Annotated in this window: 17 protein-coding genes, 1 pseudogene and 2 riboswitches; all 18 genes and pseudogenes read right to left on the reverse strand. The window is 59.5% G+C overall.

Annotated features, from left to right (window positions below):
* Window positions 1-460: 460 nt before the first annotated feature.
* The 18 genes and pseudogenes from ppa to BGO16_RS17770 all read right to left on the reverse strand — a co-directional run bounded on the left by ppa (window position 461) and on the right by BGO16_RS17770 (window position 21409).
* On the reverse strand, window positions 461-997 hold the full coding sequence (gene ppa / locus BGO16_RS17685) for an inorganic diphosphatase (RefSeq protein WP_292620470.1): 537 nt from the start codon (window positions 995-997) through the stop codon (window positions 461-463).
* A 41-nt stretch (window positions 998-1038) separates the two neighbouring features.
* Complete coding sequence (locus BGO16_RS17690) at window positions 1039-1584, reverse strand: hypothetical protein (RefSeq protein WP_292620471.1); 546 nt, start codon at window positions 1582-1584, stop codon at window positions 1039-1041.
* Between the two features lie 259 nt (window positions 1585-1843).
* Entirely contained in the window at window positions 1844-3475 is a 1632-nt protein-coding gene (locus BGO16_RS17695) for a DNA mismatch repair protein MutS (protein ID WP_292620472.1), read from the reverse strand.
* Window positions 3476-3614: 139 nt separating this feature from the next.
* Window positions 3615-4064, reverse strand: a complete 450-nt coding sequence (locus tag BGO16_RS17700; RefSeq protein WP_292620473.1) for a class I SAM-dependent methyltransferase — start codon at window positions 4062-4064, stop codon at window positions 3615-3617.
* Window positions 4065-4082: 18 nt separating this feature from the next.
* Window positions 4083-4727, reverse strand: coding sequence for a universal stress protein (locus BGO16_RS17705; RefSeq protein WP_363092403.1), 645 nt, complete (start codon window positions 4725-4727; stop codon window positions 4083-4085).
* Window positions 4728-4967: 240 nt separating this feature from the next.
* Window positions 4968-6218, reverse strand: a pseudogene (gene eno, locus BGO16_RS17710) (phosphopyruvate hydratase); the annotation flags it as partial.
* Between the two features lie 130 nt (window positions 6219-6348).
* Window positions 6349-6408: riboswitch (Fluoride riboswitch) on the reverse strand.
* A gap of 72 nt (window positions 6409-6480) precedes the next feature.
* Window positions 6481-7212, reverse strand: a complete 732-nt coding sequence (locus tag BGO16_RS17715; protein ID WP_292620474.1) for a hypothetical protein — start codon at window positions 7210-7212, stop codon at window positions 6481-6483.
* Window positions 7179-7505: a DUF190 domain-containing protein gene (locus tag BGO16_RS17720; RefSeq protein WP_292620475.1), complete on the reverse strand. Its 327-nt coding sequence runs from the start codon at window positions 7503-7505 to the stop codon at window positions 7179-7181. The genes BGO16_RS17715 and BGO16_RS17720 overlap by 34 nt, the downstream gene beginning before the upstream one ends.
* A 10-nt stretch (window positions 7506-7515) precedes the next feature.
* Window positions 7516-7890: a CrcB family protein gene (locus BGO16_RS17725; RefSeq protein WP_292620476.1), complete on the reverse strand. Its 375-nt coding sequence runs from the start codon at window positions 7888-7890 to the stop codon at window positions 7516-7518.
* 83 nt (window positions 7891-7973) lie between these two features.
* A complete protein-coding gene (locus tag BGO16_RS17730) occupies window positions 7974-9950 on the reverse strand; it encodes a proton-conducting transporter membrane subunit (protein ID WP_292620477.1) in 1977 nt (658 codons plus the stop codon).
* On the reverse strand, window positions 9943-10704 hold the full coding sequence (gene nuoB / locus BGO16_RS17735; protein WP_292620478.1) for an NADH-quinone oxidoreductase subunit NuoB: 762 nt from the start codon (window positions 10702-10704) through the stop codon (window positions 9943-9945). Before nuoB ends, BGO16_RS17730 begins: the two co-directional genes overlap by 8 nt.
* 35 nt (window positions 10705-10739) lie before the next feature.
* Window positions 10740-12203 carry a nickel-dependent hydrogenase large subunit gene (locus BGO16_RS17740; RefSeq protein ID WP_292620479.1) on the reverse strand — a complete coding sequence of 488 codons (1464 nt, stop codon included), beginning with the start codon at window positions 12201-12203 and terminating at the stop codon, window positions 10740-10742.
* Entirely contained in the window at window positions 12200-13684 is a 1485-nt protein-coding gene (locus BGO16_RS17745; RefSeq protein WP_292620480.1) for a proton-conducting transporter membrane subunit, read from the reverse strand. The genes BGO16_RS17740 and BGO16_RS17745 overlap by 4 nt, the downstream gene beginning before the upstream one ends.
* A 1-nt stretch (window position 13685) precedes the next feature.
* The gene (locus BGO16_RS17750; protein WP_292620481.1) at window positions 13686-14366 is read right to left on the reverse strand and encodes a hypothetical protein; all 681 of its coding nucleotides are present in this window, start codon (window positions 14364-14366) and stop codon (window positions 13686-13688) included.
* Window positions 14367-14370: 4 nt separating this feature from the next.
* On the reverse strand, window positions 14371-15318 hold the full coding sequence (locus tag BGO16_RS17755) for an NADH-quinone oxidoreductase subunit H (protein ID WP_292620482.1): 948 nt from the start codon (window positions 15316-15318) through the stop codon (window positions 14371-14373).
* A gap of 104 nt (window positions 15319-15422) precedes the next feature.
* Window positions 15423-15485, reverse strand: a riboswitch (Fluoride riboswitch).
* A 50-nt stretch (window positions 15486-15535) separates the two neighbouring features.
* Complete coding sequence (locus BGO16_RS17760) at window positions 15536-16105, reverse strand: HIT family protein (protein WP_292620483.1); 570 nt, start codon at window positions 16103-16105, stop codon at window positions 15536-15538.
* A 227-nt stretch (window positions 16106-16332) separates the two neighbouring features.
* On the reverse strand, window positions 16333-20136 hold the full coding sequence (locus tag BGO16_RS17765; RefSeq protein WP_292620484.1) for a vitamin B12-dependent ribonucleotide reductase: 3804 nt from the start codon (window positions 20134-20136) through the stop codon (window positions 16333-16335).
* A gap of 913 nt (window positions 20137-21049) precedes the next feature.
* Window positions 21050-21409: a BA14K family protein gene (locus tag BGO16_RS17770; RefSeq protein ID WP_363092391.1), complete on the reverse strand. Its 360-nt coding sequence runs from the start codon at window positions 21407-21409 to the stop codon at window positions 21050-21052.
* Window positions 21410-21789: the final 380 nt, after the last annotated feature.

Here is a 21789-nt window from a genome sequence, read left to right on the forward strand (position 1 = left end):
AGGGCGTACATAGAAAACCACGGATGAGAAGATGGATGGTACCGAACTTAGCCTTCTTGGCGGCGTCCGCGGCGAGCGCGGCCCCCATCTCCGCCGGTGGCACTGTCTCGATTACAACGCTGGCGTTCGCATGATCGGCCATGGCGCGCCTCTGTACTCGATTTTTTCGACCCACGCCGTCGCGGCGGTGTTCGCGTTATTTTATTAGGAAAATGTATATCAGATCCATGGTTATCACGCAATGGAGCGGTGCGGTGCCAAGGCCGTTGCGAGGTTAAAGGAAGCGGGAGTTAGGCTTAGCCCTTCCGTTCGCCAGAACGTCTCAGCGAGCGGCGCATTGCCTTCGTCAATATCAACCGGCGCCACTGGACGGCGGGTGACCCGCTTAGCGGCGGCGCCACGTCGGAGCTGCCTGCGATGGCGACGTAGGTGAGATCCGACCGGCGTACATTCGTGATGATTACCGCGCCTGTGTCGTCGCGCGCTCAATGCCCGCGCGAATCAAGTCGGCGGCTTCAGCGGGATCGACCCACCGGGCGAGTTTCACCCATTTGCCTTTTTCAAGCTCCTTGTAATGCTCGAAAAAGTGGCCGATTTGCTCGGTCAGAATTTCCGGGAGGTCGCGATAGCTCGTCACCCGCTTATAGAACGGATGAAGCCTGTCGATTGGCACAGCAATGATCTTCTCGTCGATCCCGTGCTCATCCTCCATGAGAAGCGCGCCAATGGGGCGAGACCGGACAACGACGCCAGGTGCCACCGGCGTTGGCGAAATCACCATGCAATCGATTGGGTCTCCGTCTTCCGAAAGAGTTTGAGGAATGAATCCGTAATTCGCCGGATAAAACATTGCGGTGTGCAGGAATCGGTCAACAAACATGGCGCCTGTCTGTTTGTCGACCTCGTACTTGACCGGCGTGCCGCCTTGCGGAATTTCAATGACAACGTTGAGCTCGTGAGGTGCATTTGAGCCAATTGGAATGTGCGAGAGGTTCATTGCGATCTTCCTTTCGAGTCCCTGCTCAGGGTCGACGCTGGTTACTTCCTGTTCTTGATCGTATTTGCCGAATGCTCCTCGCGGCGTAGCTGAGCACGGGCACGCACGAGCGCTGTGCCTGAAACGAACGGAAAACTCGCCCGATCCAGATTGTTGCTGGTCCGCATGAGTGATTGCCCCGATCCAAAAGGATTATCAGGGCTGGTCGCGACGAACGGAGGCGGGGCCTTGCGGTAACGACGAACCCGACGAAGCATAAGCCTCGAACCGCGATAGAGGCGTTGCAGCCAGTTCGGCGCTCCAAAGTGTCTGGCGAACTCCCTATTGATCTCGACGGGCCGCCAATAGGCTGCCTCCCACAATTGGAATGCAGTCCAAAGCTCTCTGCCATGATCGCGACGCACGCGCAGGATGGCGCAATCGCAGTGCGCGTCGATCCGGACATCGCCTTCCTCATCGACTTTGAACCGGTGATTGCTGGGCAAATGATGTAGCCAGCCTCTGTCCCACTCAAAGTCCATCGGCCTGGTTCTGAGTGCTTCGATCATCGGCCGGACATCCAAAAACTCCATGGCAAACTGTTCCATGACAACCTCCTCAGGCCATAGGTCAGTGCCCGCGCGAGGTTCGCGCGGCACTCCTGATAGCGACAGCAGGGGATCTGACGGTGATTTTTGCCGACATTCTCCCGCCGCGCTGAAACCACGCAGCAGGAGTCATCAGCCTCTCGGCGGGAAACGGGGGACTCCTTCCCCTACGTGAACGCATCCTGCGCGGACTGGATCGGGGTCTTGGGGGAGGGCGGCTTTGCATCGAAATCGCGATCGGGATGCATCAAGAGGGCCTTCATGGCCGAACCCTCCTGCGTAGCTGTTCGTAAGTCACGCCGTGCTTCTGCGCGAGCGAAAGTGCGTAAGCGAGGCCGTCAGCCGGTTTACGGATGACTTCGAAGGTTCGTCGCGCGAGATTCTCGGGGTCGACCGTGCTCACCATGCTGACTGTTTTGCCGCTTAGCGTGGAAAGCGCGTCGATGAAGGTCACGCATACCCCTATTGCGTCGGTCGCCAAGATCCGCTCGAGAACTCTGGTGCTGAGAAAGATCTGGTCACCCAGACTTGTTGAATTGAAAACTTCATTGAGAACGATCACGCTGTGCGATGTCATGATTTCGCAGCTCACGTGCAATCGAACGAGTTCATCCTCCAGCTTGCCCCGCAAATTGGTGATATCTTCTTCTTTCTCGAAATGCGTGAAGATGCGGTCAGGAAGGAACAACCGTACGGCCTTGCCGGGGACGGGGCAGCCGAGGCTCGCCAAAAAGTGCAACTGCCCGAACATCCGGGCGAAGGTCGTCTTGCCGCCCTGGTTTGGACCCGTGACGACCAGTAGCCGCTCGTGCCCAAAGAGATGGAAGTCGTTGCAGACGACTGCGCCTTTTTCCGGGACGAGCTTTGCGGCCAGCGCCAGGTCGAAGCTATTTTTTACCAACGTCGTTTTTGATGAAACGGATATTTCGGGATAGCAGAAGGACAATCCGGTACGTTTGAGAGGATCGATAAAGTCGAGGTACGCGACGTAAAATTCGATCTCGTGATCGAAGCGGGCGATTGTCTTATCAATAAATTCGCCATGGCAGACCGCAAATTCGTCAAGGCGACGAAACTCCGCCGGAAAAAGACGGCTGACGAATTCGAGAATTGCCTGCTCGACGTGATTCAGCGAGAAACCGTCGGTGGACTTGCGAGGCGCCGTCGCCGTCGCCTTGCTCTCTCTGAATTTCGCAAAGCGCTCGAGAACGGTGACGGTATAATCGGGCTCTGAAGCGTATTTGCGCACGGTGACATGGTCGCCACGAAACAGCATGCCGTAGCTCAGATGTGACAGAAGCTCCTGAAGCTCGGCTGTCTCGCTCGCAAGTTGTCGAAACGCCGTCGAATCGGAATAGGCGGTGAGATAACTGAGAAGATTCCTTAGTCCAGACGACTGCGGAGCAACGGATTGCAAATCGTGCAGCAGCGAAGTTACGCCATGAAAATAAAGGCCGACCGCACGAAGGAAAACGGTGTGCTGATGGCTGCGGCAAGAGGCCTGTTCTGCATAGCCAAGACTTGCGCGGACGGACCGCATGGTTTCGCAGAAGGCCGGAAAGAGGGCGAACACATCGGAGCGCTCCAGATCAGCAAATACGGCTTGACGGTACCGGACAATCTCTTCGTTGCGATAAGAAGAGTAGAAGATCGGTCGCAAGACCTTTTCGTCACGCTTGGCCACCACTGCAGCGATCACCTGATCGAGGTTCAGGTCAATGAAGCAGTCGGGCTCGTTGGCATGATCGGGCTGCCGCTCGAGTCCGGGCGGGAACAGGATGCTGCCGAAAGACGCGACCTCAGCCGAAGCGGCCAGCGTAGCGTGCGCCACGACCTTTTGGGGAGGCTCTGAGACCTCGAATTTTGTGCTTTCGTAGTTGCGGGGGTCCATGGTTAAACCCTCCACCTCAGCGACCGCTGCCGCTGACCCCGATAAAGGGTCAACGGGAACGCCTGCTGTTGCAAGCGGACGCAGTTTGCAGAATTGCCGCTCAGCGAGATCACAATGTCGGGGGCGGAAGGATTGGCCCTCATGACTGTCCTGCCTCGGCGCTTTGGTCAGGCGCACGGTTCAAATGGCAGGAGTCATCAGCGAGCAGGGCATAACAGGGGACTCCATCCCTTTCCTGTATGTAAGTGATCTCACATAGAGCGTCAACCAACAGCGGCTCGCCACCCCGTCGCGTTACCGCAGTGGGACCGGCCGCCCGGAAGCCGGGGAAGGGCGTAGCGCCTCGCTCGGCTCCGAACTGGTAATCTCTGGTGGTGAGTGGGACAGCGCCGACGGCTTTGGCTAACTGGATCTGGAAGACCAGCAAGCCCGCATAGCGAAAGCTCATTTCACTGACGGCGAGGTCATATTCCCACATCCGGTTGAACCGCTTGTCGTAAAGTGTTTCGAGGGCTTGCCGACTTTTCTGGATTCGCTCGCGACAGAGGCGCAGGGTGTTGGCGTAATGAAGCCACGGACGCTGGGGCAACAGCGTTCATTTGTCGGTTCAATGCATCATGAAAACGGGCAGGCGGGTGTGCCTGAGCACTTCGTGGGTCACGCCGCCGAATACCCATTCGAAAATCTGGCCGAAACGAAAGGCGCCCATAACGATGGCATCGGCCGCGACCGCCTCGGCTTCCGACAGTAAACGTGCGCCGATATGTTGACCCGGCTGGGTATGCACGTGCCTGACCTCAGCCGAAATACCCTGTTCCTTCAGAAGCCCCAGCGCTTCCGCACAGCCCTGGCCGGTTCCAGATTCGTCGACAGCGACGATCGTGAGTTGCTTGGCCGCTCGAAGCCAAGGTATCGTACGCGTGATCGCCTTGCGCGCTTGCGTCCGCGGTTTCCAGGCGATCACGATGTGCTCACCCAATGTTGGCGGTAGGACCCCATCGGTTGGCACAAACAGAACCGGTCGACCGGTATTAAAGATCGCGGCGTGCAGCGCGTCGGCGGCATCGAGATTATGCGGCCTAGCCACGGCAATGAGCCCAGCTCCCTTCATCTCGGCAACTAAGGAGGACGTGACGTCGCCGATGTGTTCAAGCCATCTGACGCGAGCACCGGAACACGCCAACCAGCTTTCGAATACGTGTCTGGCCTGGCGCAACCGCTCTTGGGCTGTACCTTCGCGCAGCTCACGCATCGTTTGAAGGTCGATTTCCTCGGCGGCTGCGATGAGTTCGGCAGGATCAACACAGATGTGAAGTGCTGTTAACGGAACATTCCCCGCGAGCTGCGCCGCGCGTTGCGCTACGGTCAGACACCGTTGGGCTGAAGAGGCTTCCTCGATCACAGCCACAACGTCATGTCCCGAGGAAAGAGAAATCCCGGCGGTGTGGTTATTATTCCGGGAGTGGGCGTGATCTGCGGCAAAGGGAGACAGGTAGAAGCTTTGGCCGGCAACCTCACGTTCGATCTCAAGCAGGCGATTGTACTTCGCCAGACGCTCGCCGCGGCAGGGTGCGCCGGCCTTGATCTGCCCACCATTCATTGCGACAGCGAAATCTGCGATGAACGGATCGTCGGTTTCACCGGAGCGATGGGAGATGATGTAATTCCATCCCGCTGCGCGGCAAGCTGAGATAGCTGCGATCGTTTCGGTGACGGTGCCAATCTGGTTGAGCTTGATCAGAACGGCGTTCGTTGTTTTCTCGGCAACCCCACGCGCGATCAGCTTGGGATTTGTCACATATAGGTCGTCACCGACGATCTGGATCGCTTGTCCGAGTTCGGCGGTCTGCGCCTGGAAAGCCGTCCAGTCGTTCTCCCCAAACCCGTCCTCGATCGAAACGATGGGAAATCGCTTGATCCAGTCTCTATAAAGCGCTTCGAGAGCGACGCTATCCAGCGTTCCGGCACCGGACTTCTTCAGATCATACGAGCCGTTGCGCCAGAACGACGAAGCCGCCGGGTCGAGTGCAAGTGCGATCTGCTCACCGGGAATGAAACCGGCACGCTGGATGGCTTCAACGATCAGCGAACAGGCTGCGTCGTGGCTCTCCAGGTCCGGTGCAAAGCCACCCTCATCGCCGACGCCAGCCGCGAGGCCTTTTTCGACCAGCAGGGCACGAAGCGCGTGATAGGTCTCCGAGCCCCATCGTATGGCCTCGCGGAACGATGGCGCGCCATGTGGTACGATCATGAACTCCTGAAAGTCGAGAGAGTTCGCGGCATGAACGCCTCCATTGATGACGTTCATCATTGAAGCGGGAATGCGATAGCCCACTGCATTTGCGAGATAGGCGTATAGTGGCTTCCGTGAGACTCGCGCACCGGCGCGGGCAATTGCCATGGACGTACCCACGATGGCATTGGCGCCGAGCCGGGATTTTGTCTCGGTTCCATCAGTCTCAATGAGCAGTCGATCGAGGTCCGCCTGTTTGGTCGGATCGTGGCCCCGGATCACGCGGCCGATTTCCTCCAGGTTGGCGATTGCCTTGAGCACGCCCCGACCACCATAACGGTTGGAATCGCCGTCCCTTAGTTCATGCGCCTCGCCCTCACCGGTGGACGCTCCCGAAGGTACTGATGCAAATGCGCTTATGCCGCTTTGCAAGCGGACTTCAACGCGTAGCGTTGGATAGCCGCGAGAATCGAGAATTTCGTCTCCGAGTATCGCAGTTATCCTGTCCATGACGTCCTCCATCCCTTTGTTCGACATCAACGGCGCGAAATGAGAAGCCCTCACGCAAGAGTCGCTGCGGATAAGGCCTGCCGGGGAAAAGGAGGGAGCACGGAGTCACAGCTTTCCCACCACGGTCATTCGCGCGGCAGGAGTCATCAGCCTTGCGGCGGTTTCGGGGGACTCCATCCCCATCTTGGTCATGATACCTGCGCGAGCCTGACGAGGCAAGCGAAGCGGCCGCGGACGGTATCTTTCCGCTGCTGCCCTTTTGTTATTCTACGTGGGTACGCCGCGCGCCGCGACCACGGCGGATCGACGGCGCCACATGAGCATGTCCTACGATCATTTCGGCGACGGCGGTAACGTTCAAAGGTAGATAGGATCGACCGGGCACTTCAGCGTGGGTGAAAATCGCTATCGCTTCGAACGGCGACATGGCCTTCGGCGGACCGAATTCAACCATTTGTCCAGCCGCATATCGAATGTTCAGATCCAGGAAGAGTCCCTCGACCCTTAGACGGCGTCCGACGCGTTCAGCAACTCGGGCCGCGGGAAACATTCTTGTTATGGAGTCACGGAACCCCTGACGATAAATCGGCCGAAGATCATCACGGAAATTGCGAAGACCCACCAACACCGCGTCAGGAACTGTTCCGTACACCCGCAACAGCAGTGCGATCGCCAGCTCCATCAACTCCTCGAAATCGTAGGTGACATGCCGATGTCCCTTGGACTGCCCCTTGCCCGGTTCGAAAGGGATTCCCATCCTGCGCAGGGATTTGATGTAGGAGTTGAAAGTCGACCCTCCGACCCCGCCGCGGAGGCCAAGATCCGCCATCAGCCACATGGCCTGGCCATGGGTCAAAGCGAGTGCCGGCGTGGCGTTCGCTCTAGACTTCGCCGGAAGTGTGGAATTGCGCTTGCGCATTTCGGTCCGGGGCGATTGCATGCGATCAGCTTTCTCGGTGACTACAGCGCTGCGCCATAGCGCTTCGCCGGCCATGAAACGATGTGGCCTCCGGGCACAAGATCCTTAAGAATTCCAACCGCCGCTTCAGCAACCTTCGGCACGTCGAAGAACTGGATCATGAGCGGCAGGTCGACACTGAGCCTGAGAATGTCATCGGCGCGGACCTCGCCGCCGGCGCCGAAGCCGGCGATTCCGCGGAATACGGTGACGCCCTGGACACCGTGCTGATCCTGAAGCAGCGTCAGGATTTCCTGCATCAAGGTTTTCCGACGTCCGTGATCGGCCTCGTGCAGATAGATACGGACCATCAACACTTCCTCCGTCATGTTTGTCTCCTCACAGGTTGCGTGCGATGTAAGCTCCGCCGAATGCAGCCAGGAAACCGAGACCGACTGAAAGCAGGACGTACAGACCGGCCTTCAGCACCTCGCCGCCTTCGGCAAGCAGAAGCGTTTCCATTTCGAAGGTCGAGAACGTCGTATAACCGCCGAGGAATCCGGTCAGAATCCCGGTGCGGAGTGCGGGTCCAAGCGTGAGGCGCTCCAGAGTTTCCACGAACAGAAATCCCATGAAGAAGCTTCCCATGATGTTGATGCTCATGGTGGCATATGGAAAGTCGCGGCCATAGACGGCCTGCACGAGATTCGTCTGGGCAAACCGTGCCCAGCAGCCAAGCACCCCAAAAACCGCAATTGCTCCGTAAGTCCACATCGTATCGTTAGCCTCTGCAAAACCAGAGCGTTTTCCAGCGAAGAGGTTATCGGTTCGCGTGAAAAAACGCGTCAGAACAAGAATCAGACCAGCGTCAGCCCGAGAATTAGTACGAGGAGAATTCCGATCAGGCCGAGGTAGAAATTGAGATGTCCCGATTGCAGTAATCGCAGCGTGCGAGCCAGAGCCTGGACGATCCGCACCGCCGGCTGAAATAGCAATGGTCCGAAGACCGGCGCGACGTCGTGCTCGAATACGAGTTTCCTGACAAAATATCCTTGGGCATCGGCGTCCTGCTCGGTATCAGCCGTTGGTCGATAGACGAAGCTGTAGAACGTGCGCATTGCGTTGGAAAACGTCAGGGCCGTGGTGGAGGCGCGGATCGGATCGGGTGCAAGGCCGCCGTACCAGACCGGCGCCCGGCGGACCGGCCGGCGCCGACTGAGGACAACAAAGGCGATCGGGATCAGCGCCAGCAGCGGCATGACGACCATCAAGAGACTGGGCGAGATAAACGCGAACTTCGCTGTCAAGGGGACAAGTATTGGCCCGTCATGCATGAGATTTGTGACAACGTGGCCGAACAGCCGCGATGTCGCACCATCCAATGCCGGAAGCCAGAGCGGCATGCCAATTCCAAGGGCGAGGACAGCAAGACCGATAAGACCAACCGAGATGGAGTAAGATCTCTGAATGGGGGCGGGTCGCTTCGCATCCCGCCCCAGCACGCCAAGGCCGATGACCTTGACGAAGGTTGCAAATGCGATCGCCGCGGTGAGAGCCAGCCCTGCGCCGGTCAGCGCGAGCGTCAGACGGCCGCCGAGATAGGGAAGATTGAAACCCTGAAAAACGGTCTGGAAGACGTACCATTCGCTGACAAATCCGGCGACTGGAGGCATTGCCGCGAGACTCATCGCGGCCAGGACAGCGCCGATGCCAAACAGCCAATGACTTCCCGCGCCGCTATAGGCGATCGCGTAATTGCCGTTGGCTCGACGCAGGCCGTCAGCGGCGATAAACAGCGTGCCCTTGGCCAGCGCGTGCCCGGCGAGATGCAGCAGCGCAACCGTCCAGGCAAGCCCGGCCAGATCCGGGAGCTGATAGCTGCGAAAGAGCATCGATGCGCCAAGCGCGACAACGGCGATCGAGGCATTCTCGGCCGACGAAAAACTCAGGAGACAGCGCCAGTCATCCTGTTGGAAAGCATAGAGGATGGTCAGGATTGCACTGACAGTTGCGACGACGATCACGATTATGGCGAGCGTCGGAAACGCGCCATCGGGCCCGACCGGCAGCCATTCCATCAGTGCTCGCGACAAAGCAAAAAATGCAGCGTTCAGCACGACGCCGGAAAGAATCGCTGCCGATGCGCCGCTGCCTGACCCGTAAGCACCGGGAAACCACTCATAGAACGGCAACAGGCCGAGCTTGGCGCCGAACCCGATCAGGAAGAGAAGGCCAACGCCAATCACCACTCCATAGGAAAGCGCGTTTGCCTCGTGAATGAATTGCGTGAAACCGAGTGAGGAGGCGTGCAGTCCCAAAACCGCAATGGCGAGGATCAATGCGACGGCGCCCACTTCGAGAAGCGCCAGCATGAACAGAACGGTTCGTCCTCGCGACGGGTCGAAGTTCTCGGACAGGATCATCACGGCGCCGCCGAGGCTCATGAACTCCCACGCGACGATCAGCGCCGCGCCGTTCTGGAGACCGAATACGCCGAGCGCGCCAAGAAGGCTGACGGCCGCGCCGAAAATCCAGCCTTGAGAACCGTGTTCGGAGGGCGACATCAACGCACAAGCAAAGCCTGCCGGGACCAGACCAAATCCGAGAAGCCATAGCGCCTCCGGATCAAGACGAAACGCGATCGCTTCTCCCATTATTTGACCGGGGAGCATGTACGCAGGCGTCGCAGCCGGCAGGCCGATGATTGTCGCCAGCACGCCGATTGCGGCGCCCGCCGCCAGCAGGATACGGCCGATAGTGATAGACCCGCTCAGGCCGGCAACTGCTGCGGCCAGCCAGATGATCGAGCAAAGCAGCAAAAGTTGATTAGCCACCAATCTGTCCCCCTCTTACGCGTTGAGGGGTGCGATCAAGAAACATCAGCAATGCCTGCAGGATTGCGGACGGGTTCGGCGGGCATCCGGGAAGATAGAGGTCGACGGGAAGCACACCCTCGAGTCCGGTGCCACACGCGTAATTGCCCCCGGGGATTCCTCCCGATACCGCGCAGGTTCCAACCGCCATGACCCAGCGAGGTTCCGGCATCGCCTCGTACGCAGACCTGAGCGGCTCGAACATCGCGCGGGTGACCGGCCCGGTCACCAGCAGGAGATCTGCAAATCGCGGCGATGGCGTGAAAAAGATCCCCAGTCGATGCAGATTGTAAAACGGATTATTGAGTGCCTGAAGTTCCGACTCGCAGCCGTTGCATGATCCTGCATCGACATGACGGATGTGCAGGCTTCGGCGAAATGCTCGTCGTTCGGTTCGATCTGCGGCCGGATGGCTCGTGCGATCGTTCGACCAGACAAGGTCGGTCCGGTCGCGAACGCCGAATGCCCAATCGTGTGACGGCTCCATCGCGCCGCTCGGGCACGCCTCGGTGCAGAGCTGGCAGACCACGCAGCGTCCGTAGTCAACGGAAAGGCCGCCGTCCTGGATCTGAATGGCATGGGTTGGGCATACTGCCGCGCACTCCTCGCAGCCTTCCTGACACAGAGCCGGGTTGTAGCGCGGCATGCCCAGAACGCCGTCTTGTCCGTCGTTTGCTCCATCTTTCGGCCACGGCGTGGTTGCTTTTCCGCTCATCAATCCAAACAACGTCCAGAGCGCCATAATGCCTCCTATCGGTCGCAGCCGGCGATGGTCAGGCCGAAGCTCGCCTCGTTGATCGCGTAGTCCATCATGTTCGTGTCGTGCACGGTGAAAGGGAAGGCGCGCCAGTTCGAGAATGATGGCGACTTGATCTTCACGCGGGCGAGACGTCCGTCACCGCCGATATGGACGGCATAGAACAAGGAGCCGCGCGGATCTTCGGCCCAGCCCAGTCCCTGCGACAGGGGAGGCGGGGCGCATTCTGTTCGAATTGGGCCGGGTTCCAACAACAGCAGAACACGCTGGCAAAGTATGAACGAGGCCTCGACTTCGGCCATACGGACGCGCTCGCGCGCGTATGCATCGCCTTCTTTCAACGTGCTCACTGCGAGCGGAAGCTCGGCGTATTGTGCGTAGGGATGGTCGCGTCGAAGATCGCGATCGAGGCCGGAGGCCCGCTCAATCGGCCCGGTCGCGCCCTGGTCGAAGGCAATTCGCGCCGGCAAGGGCCCGGTCGTGATGAGCCGGTCAAGATGGCTCTCCGATGCTTCCAGACGTTCGACATAAGCGACGAACTCCTGGCGCAGAGCCTCGAGTCCTGCACCGAGCCACCTGTCAGGCGTCAGATCCCGTCGGAGTCCGCCCGGCGTCAACAGACTTCGCAAGAAGCGACTGCCGGTCAAACGAGCGATCAACTGCTTGGCCTTTTCCTCCAGCAGCTTGCCTTGCGCTTCGCCTACCTTGAGTGATGTCGTATGGCAGAGATGGCCGAGATAGTGGAGATGGTTGTAAATCCGCTCCAGTTCTGCAAGCAGAACGCGCAACGCCTGCGCACGGGGCGGAACCGTGCATTTGGCGGCGCGTTCGATCGCTTCGCAGTAGGCCAGCGCATGCGCGAGCGTTCCGACACCGGAGACACGTTCGGCTATGACGACAGCGTGGTCCGGCCGCTGTCCTTGGAAGCACGATTCCATTCCACGATGTTTGAAGAAGAGACGCGGCTGGTAGTAGATGATGCGTTCGCCGATGTAGAAGAACGTGAACTCAGCGGATTCCACGACGTCGGCGCGGATCGGTCCAAACGGAAGCTGCTGAACGTCACGCGTTTCAATCGCGGGTAGATGCGCATGGCCGTTCGTCGGCGGATACGACTTAAGACTGCCATTGATCCGGGTCGAGTCATCCTCGCGAAGCACCAGCGGGTAGGGCTCTGGATGTCCGCTGAACTTTATTTTTTGCAGATCGGTCATTTCACGCTCGTACCAACCGAGCAGCGGCACGACGGGCGCAAGGCTCGGAAGCGAGCACCCCGCGACCGTCCAGACATCGAAATCCTGCTGATCCGGAACCGCGCAGATATAGCGGACTTCAGTTCCCGATCCGTGCGGCGACCACGCATAGGCGAACTGAACGCGGCCGCCAGCTTCGTAGAGCGCCTTTGCCGCCGCGTGGAGCTTGCTCGCTTCTAGCGGTTTGATTCGCATCCCGTTCATCGCGCGACCTCCGCCGGCGACGCCACGGTCAGGGCATGCGCAATCGTCTGGAAGTGGTCCCATAGGGTTTGCGGCCACCATAGCCCCATGATCAGTAAGGGAACGAGCGCGAGCCACATCGGCACCACACACCAGGTGCTGACGGGGAGAATCTTCTTCTTTGGCGTCTCGCCATTGTCGAAGTACATCGTTTTGAAGTGGTTGAGAAAACCAACGAAAATGACGATGAGCAGCACGGCCAGCAGCGCGACAAGGAAATAATACGCTCCAGCAAGGCCCGCGCGAATGATGGACAACTCGCTCAGAAACAGCGCAAATGGTGGCGCGCCGGTGATCGCGACCGCGCCTGCCAGCCACAATCCGCCAAGCATCGGCAGGTTGCGAAGGACGCCACGAATTGCCGGAATCCGTTTTGTTCCGTATGCGCGCATGACACTTCCCGCGCCGAAGAACATCGCGGACTTGTTCAGCGAGTGATTCAGCATGTGATAAAGCGCGCCGGCGATCCCGAGAGGCCCGCCAAACCCGAACCCCAGCGCAATGACGCCCATGTGCTCGACGCTGGAATAAGCCATCAGCCGCTTGACGCCTTTCTGCCGAACGATGAACAGCGCTGCAACGAGCAACGAAAAAGCGCCGAGCGCGAGAAGCGTTCCGCGTGCCAGCGATCCGATCCCGGCCGCGTCAGCGACGACGAGGTATCGGACGATGCCGACCATCGCGGTGTTGAGGAGTGCGCCGGATAACAGGGCTGAAACCGGGGCCGGGCCTTCGCTGTGCGCGTCCGGCAACCAAGTGTGCATCGGCGCGAGGCCGACCTTCGTACCGTATCCGATCAGGACCAGAAGAAAAGCCAGTGAGACCAAAGGCGAGTTAAGTCGTGGCGCGACCTGTTGAAGAGTATCCCAGGTCATATCGTAGGTAGGTCCGAGAACGAACGTTCCGCTCCAGTAGAACAGCACTGTTCCGAGCAGCGCCAGGCTGATCCCGGCCGACACGACGATGATATATTTCCAGGCCGCCTCGATGCTTTCGGCCTCGTGTTCGAAGGCAACCAGAAATGTGCTGATCAAGGTCGTAAGCTCGATCGCGATCCAGTAAAGCCCTGCATTATTCATCATCGGCCCGACAAGCGTGCTCAAGGCGAAGCCCGCGAACATGGCGTAGAAGCGATAAAGCCGGTCTTCCTCGCCGAGGAGCCGCATGTAGCCGATCGCGTAAATCGAAGCGAGAAAGTAGACGATGGCGGCGCATAGAATCGACCAGGTGCCAAGACCGTCGATGATGATGTAGCCGCTCCAGAACAACACCTTCGTGTCGCGCGCAAGAAACAGAATCGCAAGGACGGAGACCAGCGAGATGGTGCTGGCAATAAGATTTAAGGCTTCGGACGCGCGCGGCCGGTGTATGATCACTGTTAGAACGATGGCGACGGCCGGTGCCGCGGCAAGTGCCAGGACAAAGACACCAACCGTGTTCATGTCATCCCACCAGCCGTTTGAGTTGCAGGGAGCTGGTCGTGCCGACGTAGGTCAGGAGGTACTGCACCAGAACGCCGAAACATGCGACGACTATGAGCAGATCGAACAGGATGACGATTTCGAGCAGGAGCGGCATGCCGGGGACAAGAATTTGTGCTCCGAGAAAGACGCCATTCTCGAGTACGAGCAAGCCGAGAATCTGGCTGATCGCTTCATGCCGGACCGAGAGCATGAGAAAGCCGATCAGTTTCATCGAGAGCATGACCGTCAGCGCAAGTACGACGATCGTTCCGGCAAGACCCAAGGCGGCGCCAATGCGGTAGGAGACCGCCAACGCGAAAACGACGGCGAATGCGCCGATCACAAGGCTGGAACTGGCCTGCAGGATAACGTGAACTTCGCGGTGCGCTTCCAGCCGCTTGATAATACGCAGAATGAGATAGGGAAGCAGCAGACCCCTGAAGGCCGCCGTCAGAACCGCGACGATATAGAGTTCGTCGTAATTTCCATAGTAACCCACCGCGCCCGAAAGGATTGCGATAAGCCACGACTGGGCCGCGAAGGCGAAGAGGTAATGGCGAAGCCATCGCGAACCGAGCATGACGAAGGACAACAACAGACTGCCGATCGCCAGGAGGCTGAACAGCGAGGCCGGCAGGGGATCAAGATGGGCCGCGAGCATGGGACTAGCTCAGTTGCGTGCCGACGATCGCAAGGATCGCCAGCATGAAGGACGCTGCAAGGGGCTCCTGGTATCGGTAGAAGCGCAGTCGGGACTGTACGGTTTCGACGAGCACCACAACGCAGGCGACCAGGAGGAATTTGATCGCAAGGGCGCCGATAGATCCGACAACCCCGATTGCCGTTCCCTGGATGGAGAGCGCCCAGGGAAACAGCAACACGTTGCAGAAGATCGTATAGAGGATGAATTGCTTCATCATCGATGCCCATCGAAGGATCGCGAGCATCGGGCCCGAATATTCGAGAATTCGCGCCTCTTCGATCATGTAGACTTCGATATGCGTGCTGGAATGGATCGGGAGCCGATCCGTCTCGACCAGGATCAACACGAAGAAGGCAGCGACCAAAAACAGATGGGTCGGGCCCCAATAAATCCACGGCTGCGCGACGAGGAGGTGATTGACCACAAACGGCAGCATCGATTTCGCCAGCAGCGTAATGCCGACGAAGACAAGGATGAGCGTCGGCTCGGCGAGAATAGTGACCATGACCGAGCGGCTGGAGCCGATGCCGCCGTAAGCGCTGCGCGTATCGAGACCAGCGAGCGTAATCATGAATGATCCAAGCGTCAGGATCAGACCGCCGCCGAGGATGTCCCCCATGTCTGACAGTGGAAGAGGAAAGTTGGTGAGAACGGGGATCAGAATGGGAACTGTCAATGTCGTGGTGAACGCAACGATCGGCGCGGCCCAGTAGAGCCAGGATGCCGTCTCGGGCACGACGATCTGCTTGTGAAACAGCTTCCAGAGATCGCGATAGGGCTGAAAGATTCCCGGACCCTGGCTGCGCTGGACCCGTTCCTGAGCCTGCAGGATTGCGCCCTGCAATAAGGGCGCGAGTAGCAGTGTGGTGAGCACCTGGGCAATTTGGAGGAGGATATCGCGCGTGATCACGAGCGACCTCCCGGCGCAAGGGAAGCCAACCTAACAGCTAATGACCGACAGTTTGTTCGAGGGGATTGTTTGAGCAAGGCGCATAACTCCCGTCTGCCAAAATTGGCTCGACAGGAGTCATCAGCCCCGAGGGCGGTTAAAAGGCGAACTCCATCGCCATGTACAAAGCTGACCTTCCCTCGCTCGATTGTCAAGGGCCACAGAAGTTTCTGACGAATTAATAGCGCATTTTGTCGGGAATTACCGCGCGAACGCCACCAAGAGGATCAGGGACATCGCCTTCGCGACGGGGAATCAAATGGATATGGCAATGGAAAATCGTCTGACCGGAAACCAAACCGATATTCGCGCCGACGTTGAAACCCTTCACCGACGGGTCGGCCTTCATGATCTCCAACCGGAGATGTCGCAACAACTCATTGGCTGCGGCCAGTTCCGATTCCGTCAGGTCAAAATAGGTTGCGGCATGGCGGCAGGGAAGAACCAGGGTGTGCAAGTGTGTCACCGGCGTCGTGTCTCGGACCGCAAAGGTCAGTTCGTTTCGCGCGACGACGTTGGGAGTATCACGTAAGGCACAGAAAACGCAGCCGGGCGCGTGAAGCCCCGTGTTCGACAGTTGGTTCTTTGCATCTGTCATTTTCGAACTATGCGCTTTTGTCTTTAGTGGTTGCAGGTGGCATTTTGAAGAACACCCAAAGGCGTGCAGGCTGATTAAACGTTCGCGAGCTACCTTAAAATGATAAAGCCGTTGCCGCGCTATCCTTGCCCGAGTGTAGGGCGTGCGCAACAATGTCTGCTGTCAGCCTCGTCGGACTTTGGCTCGGGCAAATCCCGCCGGTCTCAAGAGGGGCAAAACCATCCTGAATCTCCGAGGGAGCAACGTCGGAGATCTTGGTACGATGATGAGATCAAGGCAACCACTGCCGCCCGCGGATCCGATTGGTCAATACTTTACCATCGGACTTGCGGGCATGCCGTAAGGCTTTGCCCACAACTGCTGTTATCCGTTTCAGCTCACGAACATCCGGTCGTGGACCCGCACGTATCACACTTCATGCAGGTGCCGTTGCGTACCAGTGTGAAGTTGCCGCACTCCGGGCACATCTCGCCCTCATAGCCTCTCGCCTTCGCTTCTGCGCGGCGTTCTGCCTTGGTCGGCGCGGTTGAATGCGCGGCAACCTTGCTTCTTTGCTGCTGCTCCAGTCGCTCGGTCGGCGAGAGGTCGTGCTCGGTCTCCTGCTTCAGCGCGACTGCGCCTTCCGTCGCCTCGCCCGCATGCGAGGAGGAAAGGGGGGTCACCTTGGACCCGACACGACCTTCTCCCGCAAGGGGTGAGGGAGCAGAGGAACGTGTGCCGCCTTCGCTGGCTAGGGAGGAGGGAGCCGATCCGCGCGCCTCGCCACCGCCGCGCATGACGACGAGATTGTCGGTGCGCGAGCGGGTCAGCCCCTTGGAGACGTAGCGGGTGGCCTGCTGCGGCTGACCTTCCGGCTCCTTGCCTTCCACGACGCCCTTGCCGATGGCGTCGAAACCGGATTCCGAGGGATCGACGTGGGCGAGGTCGAAGCGCGACATGTAGCTCACCGCGAGTTCGCGGAAAACATAATCGAGGATCGAGGTCGCGTATTTGATCGAGTCGTTGCCCTGCACCGGACCCGCGGGTTCGAAACGGGTGAATGTGAAGGCGTCGACATATTCCTCCAGCGGCACGCCGTATTGCAGGCCCAATGAAACAGCAATGGCGAAGTTGTTGATGAAGGAGCGCAGTGCCGCGCCTTCCTTGTGCATGTCGATGAAGATCTCGCCCAGGCGCCCGTCATCGTATTCGCCGGTGCGCAGGTAAACCTTGTGGCCGCCGACGACCGCTTTCTGGGTGTAGCCCTTGCGGCGATCCGGCATCTTCTCGCGCTCGCGCATCACGATGATGCGTTCGACCAGCCGCTCCACCACCTTCTCGGAGACGGCGGCCGCGCGCGCAGCCATCGGCTTTTCCAGCAGCGCCTCGATTGCATCGTCGTCTTCGTCATCGTCGGCGATGAGTTGCGAGTTGAGCGGCTGCGATAGTTTCGAGCCGTCGCGATAGAGCGCGTTGGCCTTCAGCGCCAGCTTCCAGGACAGCAGGTAGGCGGACTTGCAGTCTTCCACCGTGGCGTCGTTCGGCATGTTGATGGTTTTCGAGATCGCGCCCGAGATGAACGGCTGCGATGCCGCCATCATGCGAATGTGGCTTTCCACCGACAGATAGCGCTTGCCGATCTTGCCGCACGGATTGGCGCAATCGAACACCGGATAGTGCTCGGCCTTGAGGTGCGGTGCGCCTTCCACTGTCATCGCGCCGCAGATGTGCACGTTGGCGGCCTCGATCTCGCGCCTGGTGAAGCCGACCGCTGCGAGCAGGTCGAAGGACGGCGACGCCAACACATCGGCGCCGATGCCGAGCGTGTCGCGGATGAAGTCTTCGCCGAAGGTCCACTTGTTGAAGGCGAACTTGATGTCGAATGCGGTCGGCAGCGCCTTCTCCACTTTCTCGATCGCCTCGTCGGTAAAACCCTTGGCCTTCAGGGTGGAGATGTTGATGCCGGGCGCGTTGGACAACGAGCCGTGACCGACCGCATAGGCCTCGATCTCGGCGATCTCGCTCTCGCGATAGCCGAGCGCGCGCAACCCTTCCGGCACCGCGCGGTTGATGATCTTCCAATAGCCGCCGCCGGCGAGCTTCTTGAACTTCACCAGCGCAAAGTCGGGCTCGATACCCGTGGTATCGCAGTCCATCACCAGGCCGATGGTGCCGGTCGGAGCCACCACAGTGACCTGCGCGTTGCGATAGCCGTGCTGTTCGCCGAGCGCGAGCGCATCGTCCCATGCTCTCGTCGCGTGGGCGACGAGGTCGGGTTGCGGGCAGGAGGCATGGTCGAGCGGCACCGGGTTGACGGCGAGGGCCTCATAGCCGGAAGCCTGACCGAGCGCGGCGCGGCGATGGTTTCGAATCACGCGCAGCATGTGGCTTGCGTTCTTCTTGTGGCCGGGGAAGGCGCCGAGTTCGCCGGCCATCTCGGCGGAGGTCTTGTAGGCGATGCCGGTCATGATCGCGGTCAAGGCACCGCACAGCGCGCGGCCTTCCTTCGAGTCATAGGACAGGCCCATGGTCATCAACAGGCCGCCGATGTTGGCGAAGCCGAGGCCCAGCGTACGGAATTCGTAAGAGAGTTCCGCGATCGCCTTGGACGGGAACTGCGCCATCAGCACAGAGATTTCCAGCACCACGGTCCAGAGCCGGCACAGATGCTCGTACGCCTCGACATCGAAGCGCTTCGTCGCAACGTCGTAAAACGTCAACAGATTGGTGGAGGCCAGATTGCAGGCGGTGTCGTCGAGGAACATGTATTCCGAGCACGGGTTCGACGCGCGGATGTCGCCGGACGCCTTGCAGGTGTGCCAGTCGTTCATCGTGGTGTTGAAGTGCAGCCCGGGATCGGCCGAGGCCCAGGCCGCATAGCCGATCTTCTCCCAGAGGTCGCGCGCCTTGAGAGTCTTCGTGACCTTCTTGTTGGTGCGGCCGATCAGATTCCAGTTGCCGTCGGTCTCGACCGCGCGCAGGAAGTCATCCCGCAGCGACACCGAGTTGTTTGAGTTCTGGCCGGAAACGGTGAGATAGGCCTCGCTGTCCCAGTCGGTGTCGTAGACCGGGAAGTCGATATCCTTGTAGCCTTGCCTGGCGAATTGAATGACGCGCTTGATGTAGTTGTCCGGCACCAGCGCGCGACGCGCCAGCTTGATCTCCCGGCGCAGCGCCGGATTCTTCTCCGGCACGAAGCAATCGTCGCCCGAGCCTTCGCAGTTGACGCAGGCGCGCATCACCGCCTTGAGGTGCTTCTGGTTGATCCTGGAGCCGGTGACGAGCGCGGCGACCTTCTGCTCTTCCTTCACCTTCCAGTCGATGTACTGCTCGATATCCGGATGATCGGCATCGACCACAACCATCTTGGCGGCGCGGCGCGTGGTGCCGCCGCTCTTGATCGCGCCCGCGGCACGATCGCCGATCTTGAGGAAGCTCATCAGGCCCGAGGAACGGCCGCCGCCGGACAGGCGCTCGCCTTCCCCGCGCAGCCGCGAGAAGTTGGAGCCGGTGCCGGAGCCGTATTTGAACAGGCGCGCCTCGCGCACCCACAGGTCCATGATGCCGCCCTCGTTGACGAGGTCGTCCTCGATGCCTTGGATGAAACAGGCGTGCGGCTGCGGATGTTCGTAGGCCGACTTCGACCTGGTCATCTTGCCGGTCTTGAAGTCGACGTAGGAGTGGCCCTGGCCGGGGCCGTCGATGCCATAGGCCCAGTGCAGGCCGGTGTTGAACCACTGCGGCGAGTTCGGCGCGACCATCTGGCGCGCCAGCATGTAGCGCAGCTCGTCATTGAAGGCGCGCGCGTCATCTTCCGAACTGAAGTAGCCGCCTTTCCAGCCCCAATAGGTCCAGCAGCCGGCAAGACGATCGAACACCTGCTTGGACGACGTTTCGCCGCCGAAGCGTTCGGCCTCGGGCAGGGCGGCGAGCGCGTCCGTGTCGGGCACCGAACGCCACAGCCATGAGGGGACCGTCTCTTCCTCAATTTTCTTCAGACGTGCCGCAACGCCCGCTTTGCGGAAATACTTTTGCGCGAGCACGTCGGAGGCGACCTGCGACCAGAATTCAGGCACCTCGACGTTCTCGAGGCGAAACACCACCGAGCCGTCCGGATTGCGGATCTCGCTCGTCGTCAGCCGGAAATTGATCTCCGCATAGGGTGACTGCCCGTCCCTGGTGTAGCGCCGTTCGAATCTCATGTCCCTTGCCCCGTCACTGTCCGCGCCGCTTAAGCGGCATCGGCGATTTCCATTCGCGGACTTTTTTGGTCCGCAGTTCGGCCGCGCGTTCCTGGCCGTCGATCCTCTGGAGCACGAACGGGGACAGAATTGGCTCCGCCGCCGATCATACCCTAACGCCCCACACTGCGATTTGAGCCTTTTGGCCCGTTTTTGACGTCCCCAAACGTCTTGTCGCCAACGCAGACACCCCCACGACCCCGTCGCCAACCGGCCGACGAAGTGTTCATAATGGAACCCTTGAGGGAGGCTCGGCGTGACCCAGTTACATGCGCGTCGAGCGGATCAAAAGCTAAGGCAACCCTCTCCACACAGTCAAGGATTAGTATTCATTCCTCAATGAAACACTAAATATGGTGGAAAGAGAGGAAAACCACGGGGGGACTCGCCTTGGACGAGGTCAAGTATCGGTGAGTCCTCAAGGATTCCCAAACGAAAGAATCCCCACAGGGCCTGCAGAGACGAGCTTCTCACGCTGTTCACAAGGACAACTATTTATTGATCCTGAGGGGTTGCGTTCCAGCGACTCGGGGACCCTTTTCCCGCGGGAGGCGGGCCGGCGTCCGATGCGAGCGCGGCGTCGTCGTTCTGGCGGTGGTTTCCGCCTGATTTTTTCGATTATCCGAACTCGCGTGAACAGGCTCGAATCACAACGAGCGTTGCCGGAGCCTGTTCGACTGCGCGGAATCAGACTCGTCGCTTATCTTGTTTGTTTGATTTGTTTGAGCATGATCTTTTCCCGAAAACCGGTTTCGCTGTTCGGGATCATGCTCCCGTGATGAGGAGCCTGAAATAAAGAAGGAGCGGCGCGCAGGGCACCGCTCCTTGATTTGAGAGACCGGCGGGTCAAGAATCCCGCGCGCCAGGGACCGAATTACGGGCAGGGGTGACGCAGACCGTCATAGCCAAGATAGGTTCCCGAACTGACGTCGTATGACTTGAACCTCTGCTGGCAATAAGCGATGTCGCCGGCGTTGCTTGGAACAACCTCGGCGACCGGACCGTCGTCATAGCCGTAGTCATCATAGTAATAGGGGCTTGCGAACGCACTGCCGATCGCTGAGCCTACGACGAAGCCCGGGAAGAAGCCACCACCGCCATAGTAGCCGCCGCCCCAGCGATGACCTCCGCCATGCCAGTGCCCACCATGCCAGCCGCCGCCACCGGCCCAATGTCGGCCGCCGCCACCGGCCCAATTTCCGCCGCCACCGCCACCACCCGGTCGCATGCCCATGTGACCACCTCCGCCACCATGACCCATATGCCCGCCGCCGCCACCAACGTGGCCGCCACCGCCAGAATACTGAGCTTTTGTTTGCGCGGAGCTGGGGGAAGTCGTGGCCAGCGGCACTGCAAGCGCAATGACAGCCGCGGCTAATACTGGTTTGAAACTCAACATATTTTCAACTCCGTATCGTGATTCCGGTGTATCGAGCCTTGGATTCCAACGTGGCAATGCAAAGCAAGTTCCGCAATGCAGGTTACGGAATTTTCATCCAGCCCTCCTGTCTTTCTACTCTTCCTCGCAGCGAATCCGAAAGACGACACCGGCAGAGGAAAACAGACGGTCAAAAGATCTGATCAACCCGATTAAACCGACAGGCACGACTGGCG

Origin of the sequence: Nitrobacter sp. 62-23, assembly GCF_001897285.1 — a bacterium.
Classification (GTDB): Bacteria; Pseudomonadota; Alphaproteobacteria; order Rhizobiales; family Xanthobacteraceae; genus Nitrobacter.

Excerpts from the sequence above, each read along its gene's own strand:
- ppa (WP_292620470.1), bottom strand. The coding sequence starts at position 997 with ATGAACCTCTCGCACATTCCAATTGGCTCAAATGCACCTCACGAGCTC.
- BGO16_RS17690 (WP_292620471.1), bottom strand. The coding sequence starts at position 1,584 with ATGGAACAGTTTGCCATGGAGTTTTTGGATGTCCGGCCGATGATCGAA.
- BGO16_RS17695 (WP_292620472.1), bottom strand. The coding sequence starts at position 3,475 with ATGGACCCCCGCAACTACGAAAGCACAAAATTCGAGGTCTCAGAGCCT.
- BGO16_RS17705 (WP_363092403.1), bottom strand. The coding sequence starts at position 4,727 with ATGCGTGAGCTGCGCGAAGGTACAGCCCAAGAGCGGTTGCGCCAGGCC.
- BGO16_RS17715 (WP_292620474.1), bottom strand. The coding sequence starts at position 7,212 with ATGGCCGGCGAAGCGCTATGGCGCAGCGCTGTAGTCACCGAGAAAGCT.
- BGO16_RS17720 (WP_292620475.1), bottom strand. The coding sequence starts at position 7,505 with ATGACGGAGGAAGTGTTGATGGTCCGTATCTATCTGCACGAGGCCGAT.
- BGO16_RS17725 (WP_292620476.1), bottom strand. The coding sequence starts at position 7,890 with ATGTGGACTTACGGAGCAATTGCGGTTTTTGGGGTGCTTGGCTGCTGG.
- nuoB (WP_292620478.1), bottom strand. The coding sequence starts at position 10,704 with ATGAGCGGAAAAGCAACCACGCCGTGGCCGAAAGATGGAGCAAACGAC.
- BGO16_RS17740 (WP_292620479.1), bottom strand. The coding sequence starts at position 12,203 with ATGAACGGGATGCGAATCAAACCGCTAGAAGCGAGCAAGCTCCACGCG.
- BGO16_RS17745 (WP_292620480.1), bottom strand. The coding sequence starts at position 13,684 with ATGAACACGGTTGGTGTCTTTGTCCTGGCACTTGCCGCGGCACCGGCC.
- BGO16_RS17750 (WP_292620481.1), bottom strand. The coding sequence starts at position 14,366 with ATGCTCGCGGCCCATCTTGATCCCCTGCCGGCCTCGCTGTTCAGCCTC.
- BGO16_RS17765 (WP_292620484.1), bottom strand. The coding sequence starts at position 20,136 with ATGAGATTCGAACGGCGCTACACCAGGGACGGGCAGTCACCCTATGCG.
- BGO16_RS17770 (WP_363092391.1), bottom strand. The coding sequence starts at position 21,409 with ATGGGCATGCGACCGGGTGGTGGCGGTGGCGGCGGAAATTGGGCCGGT.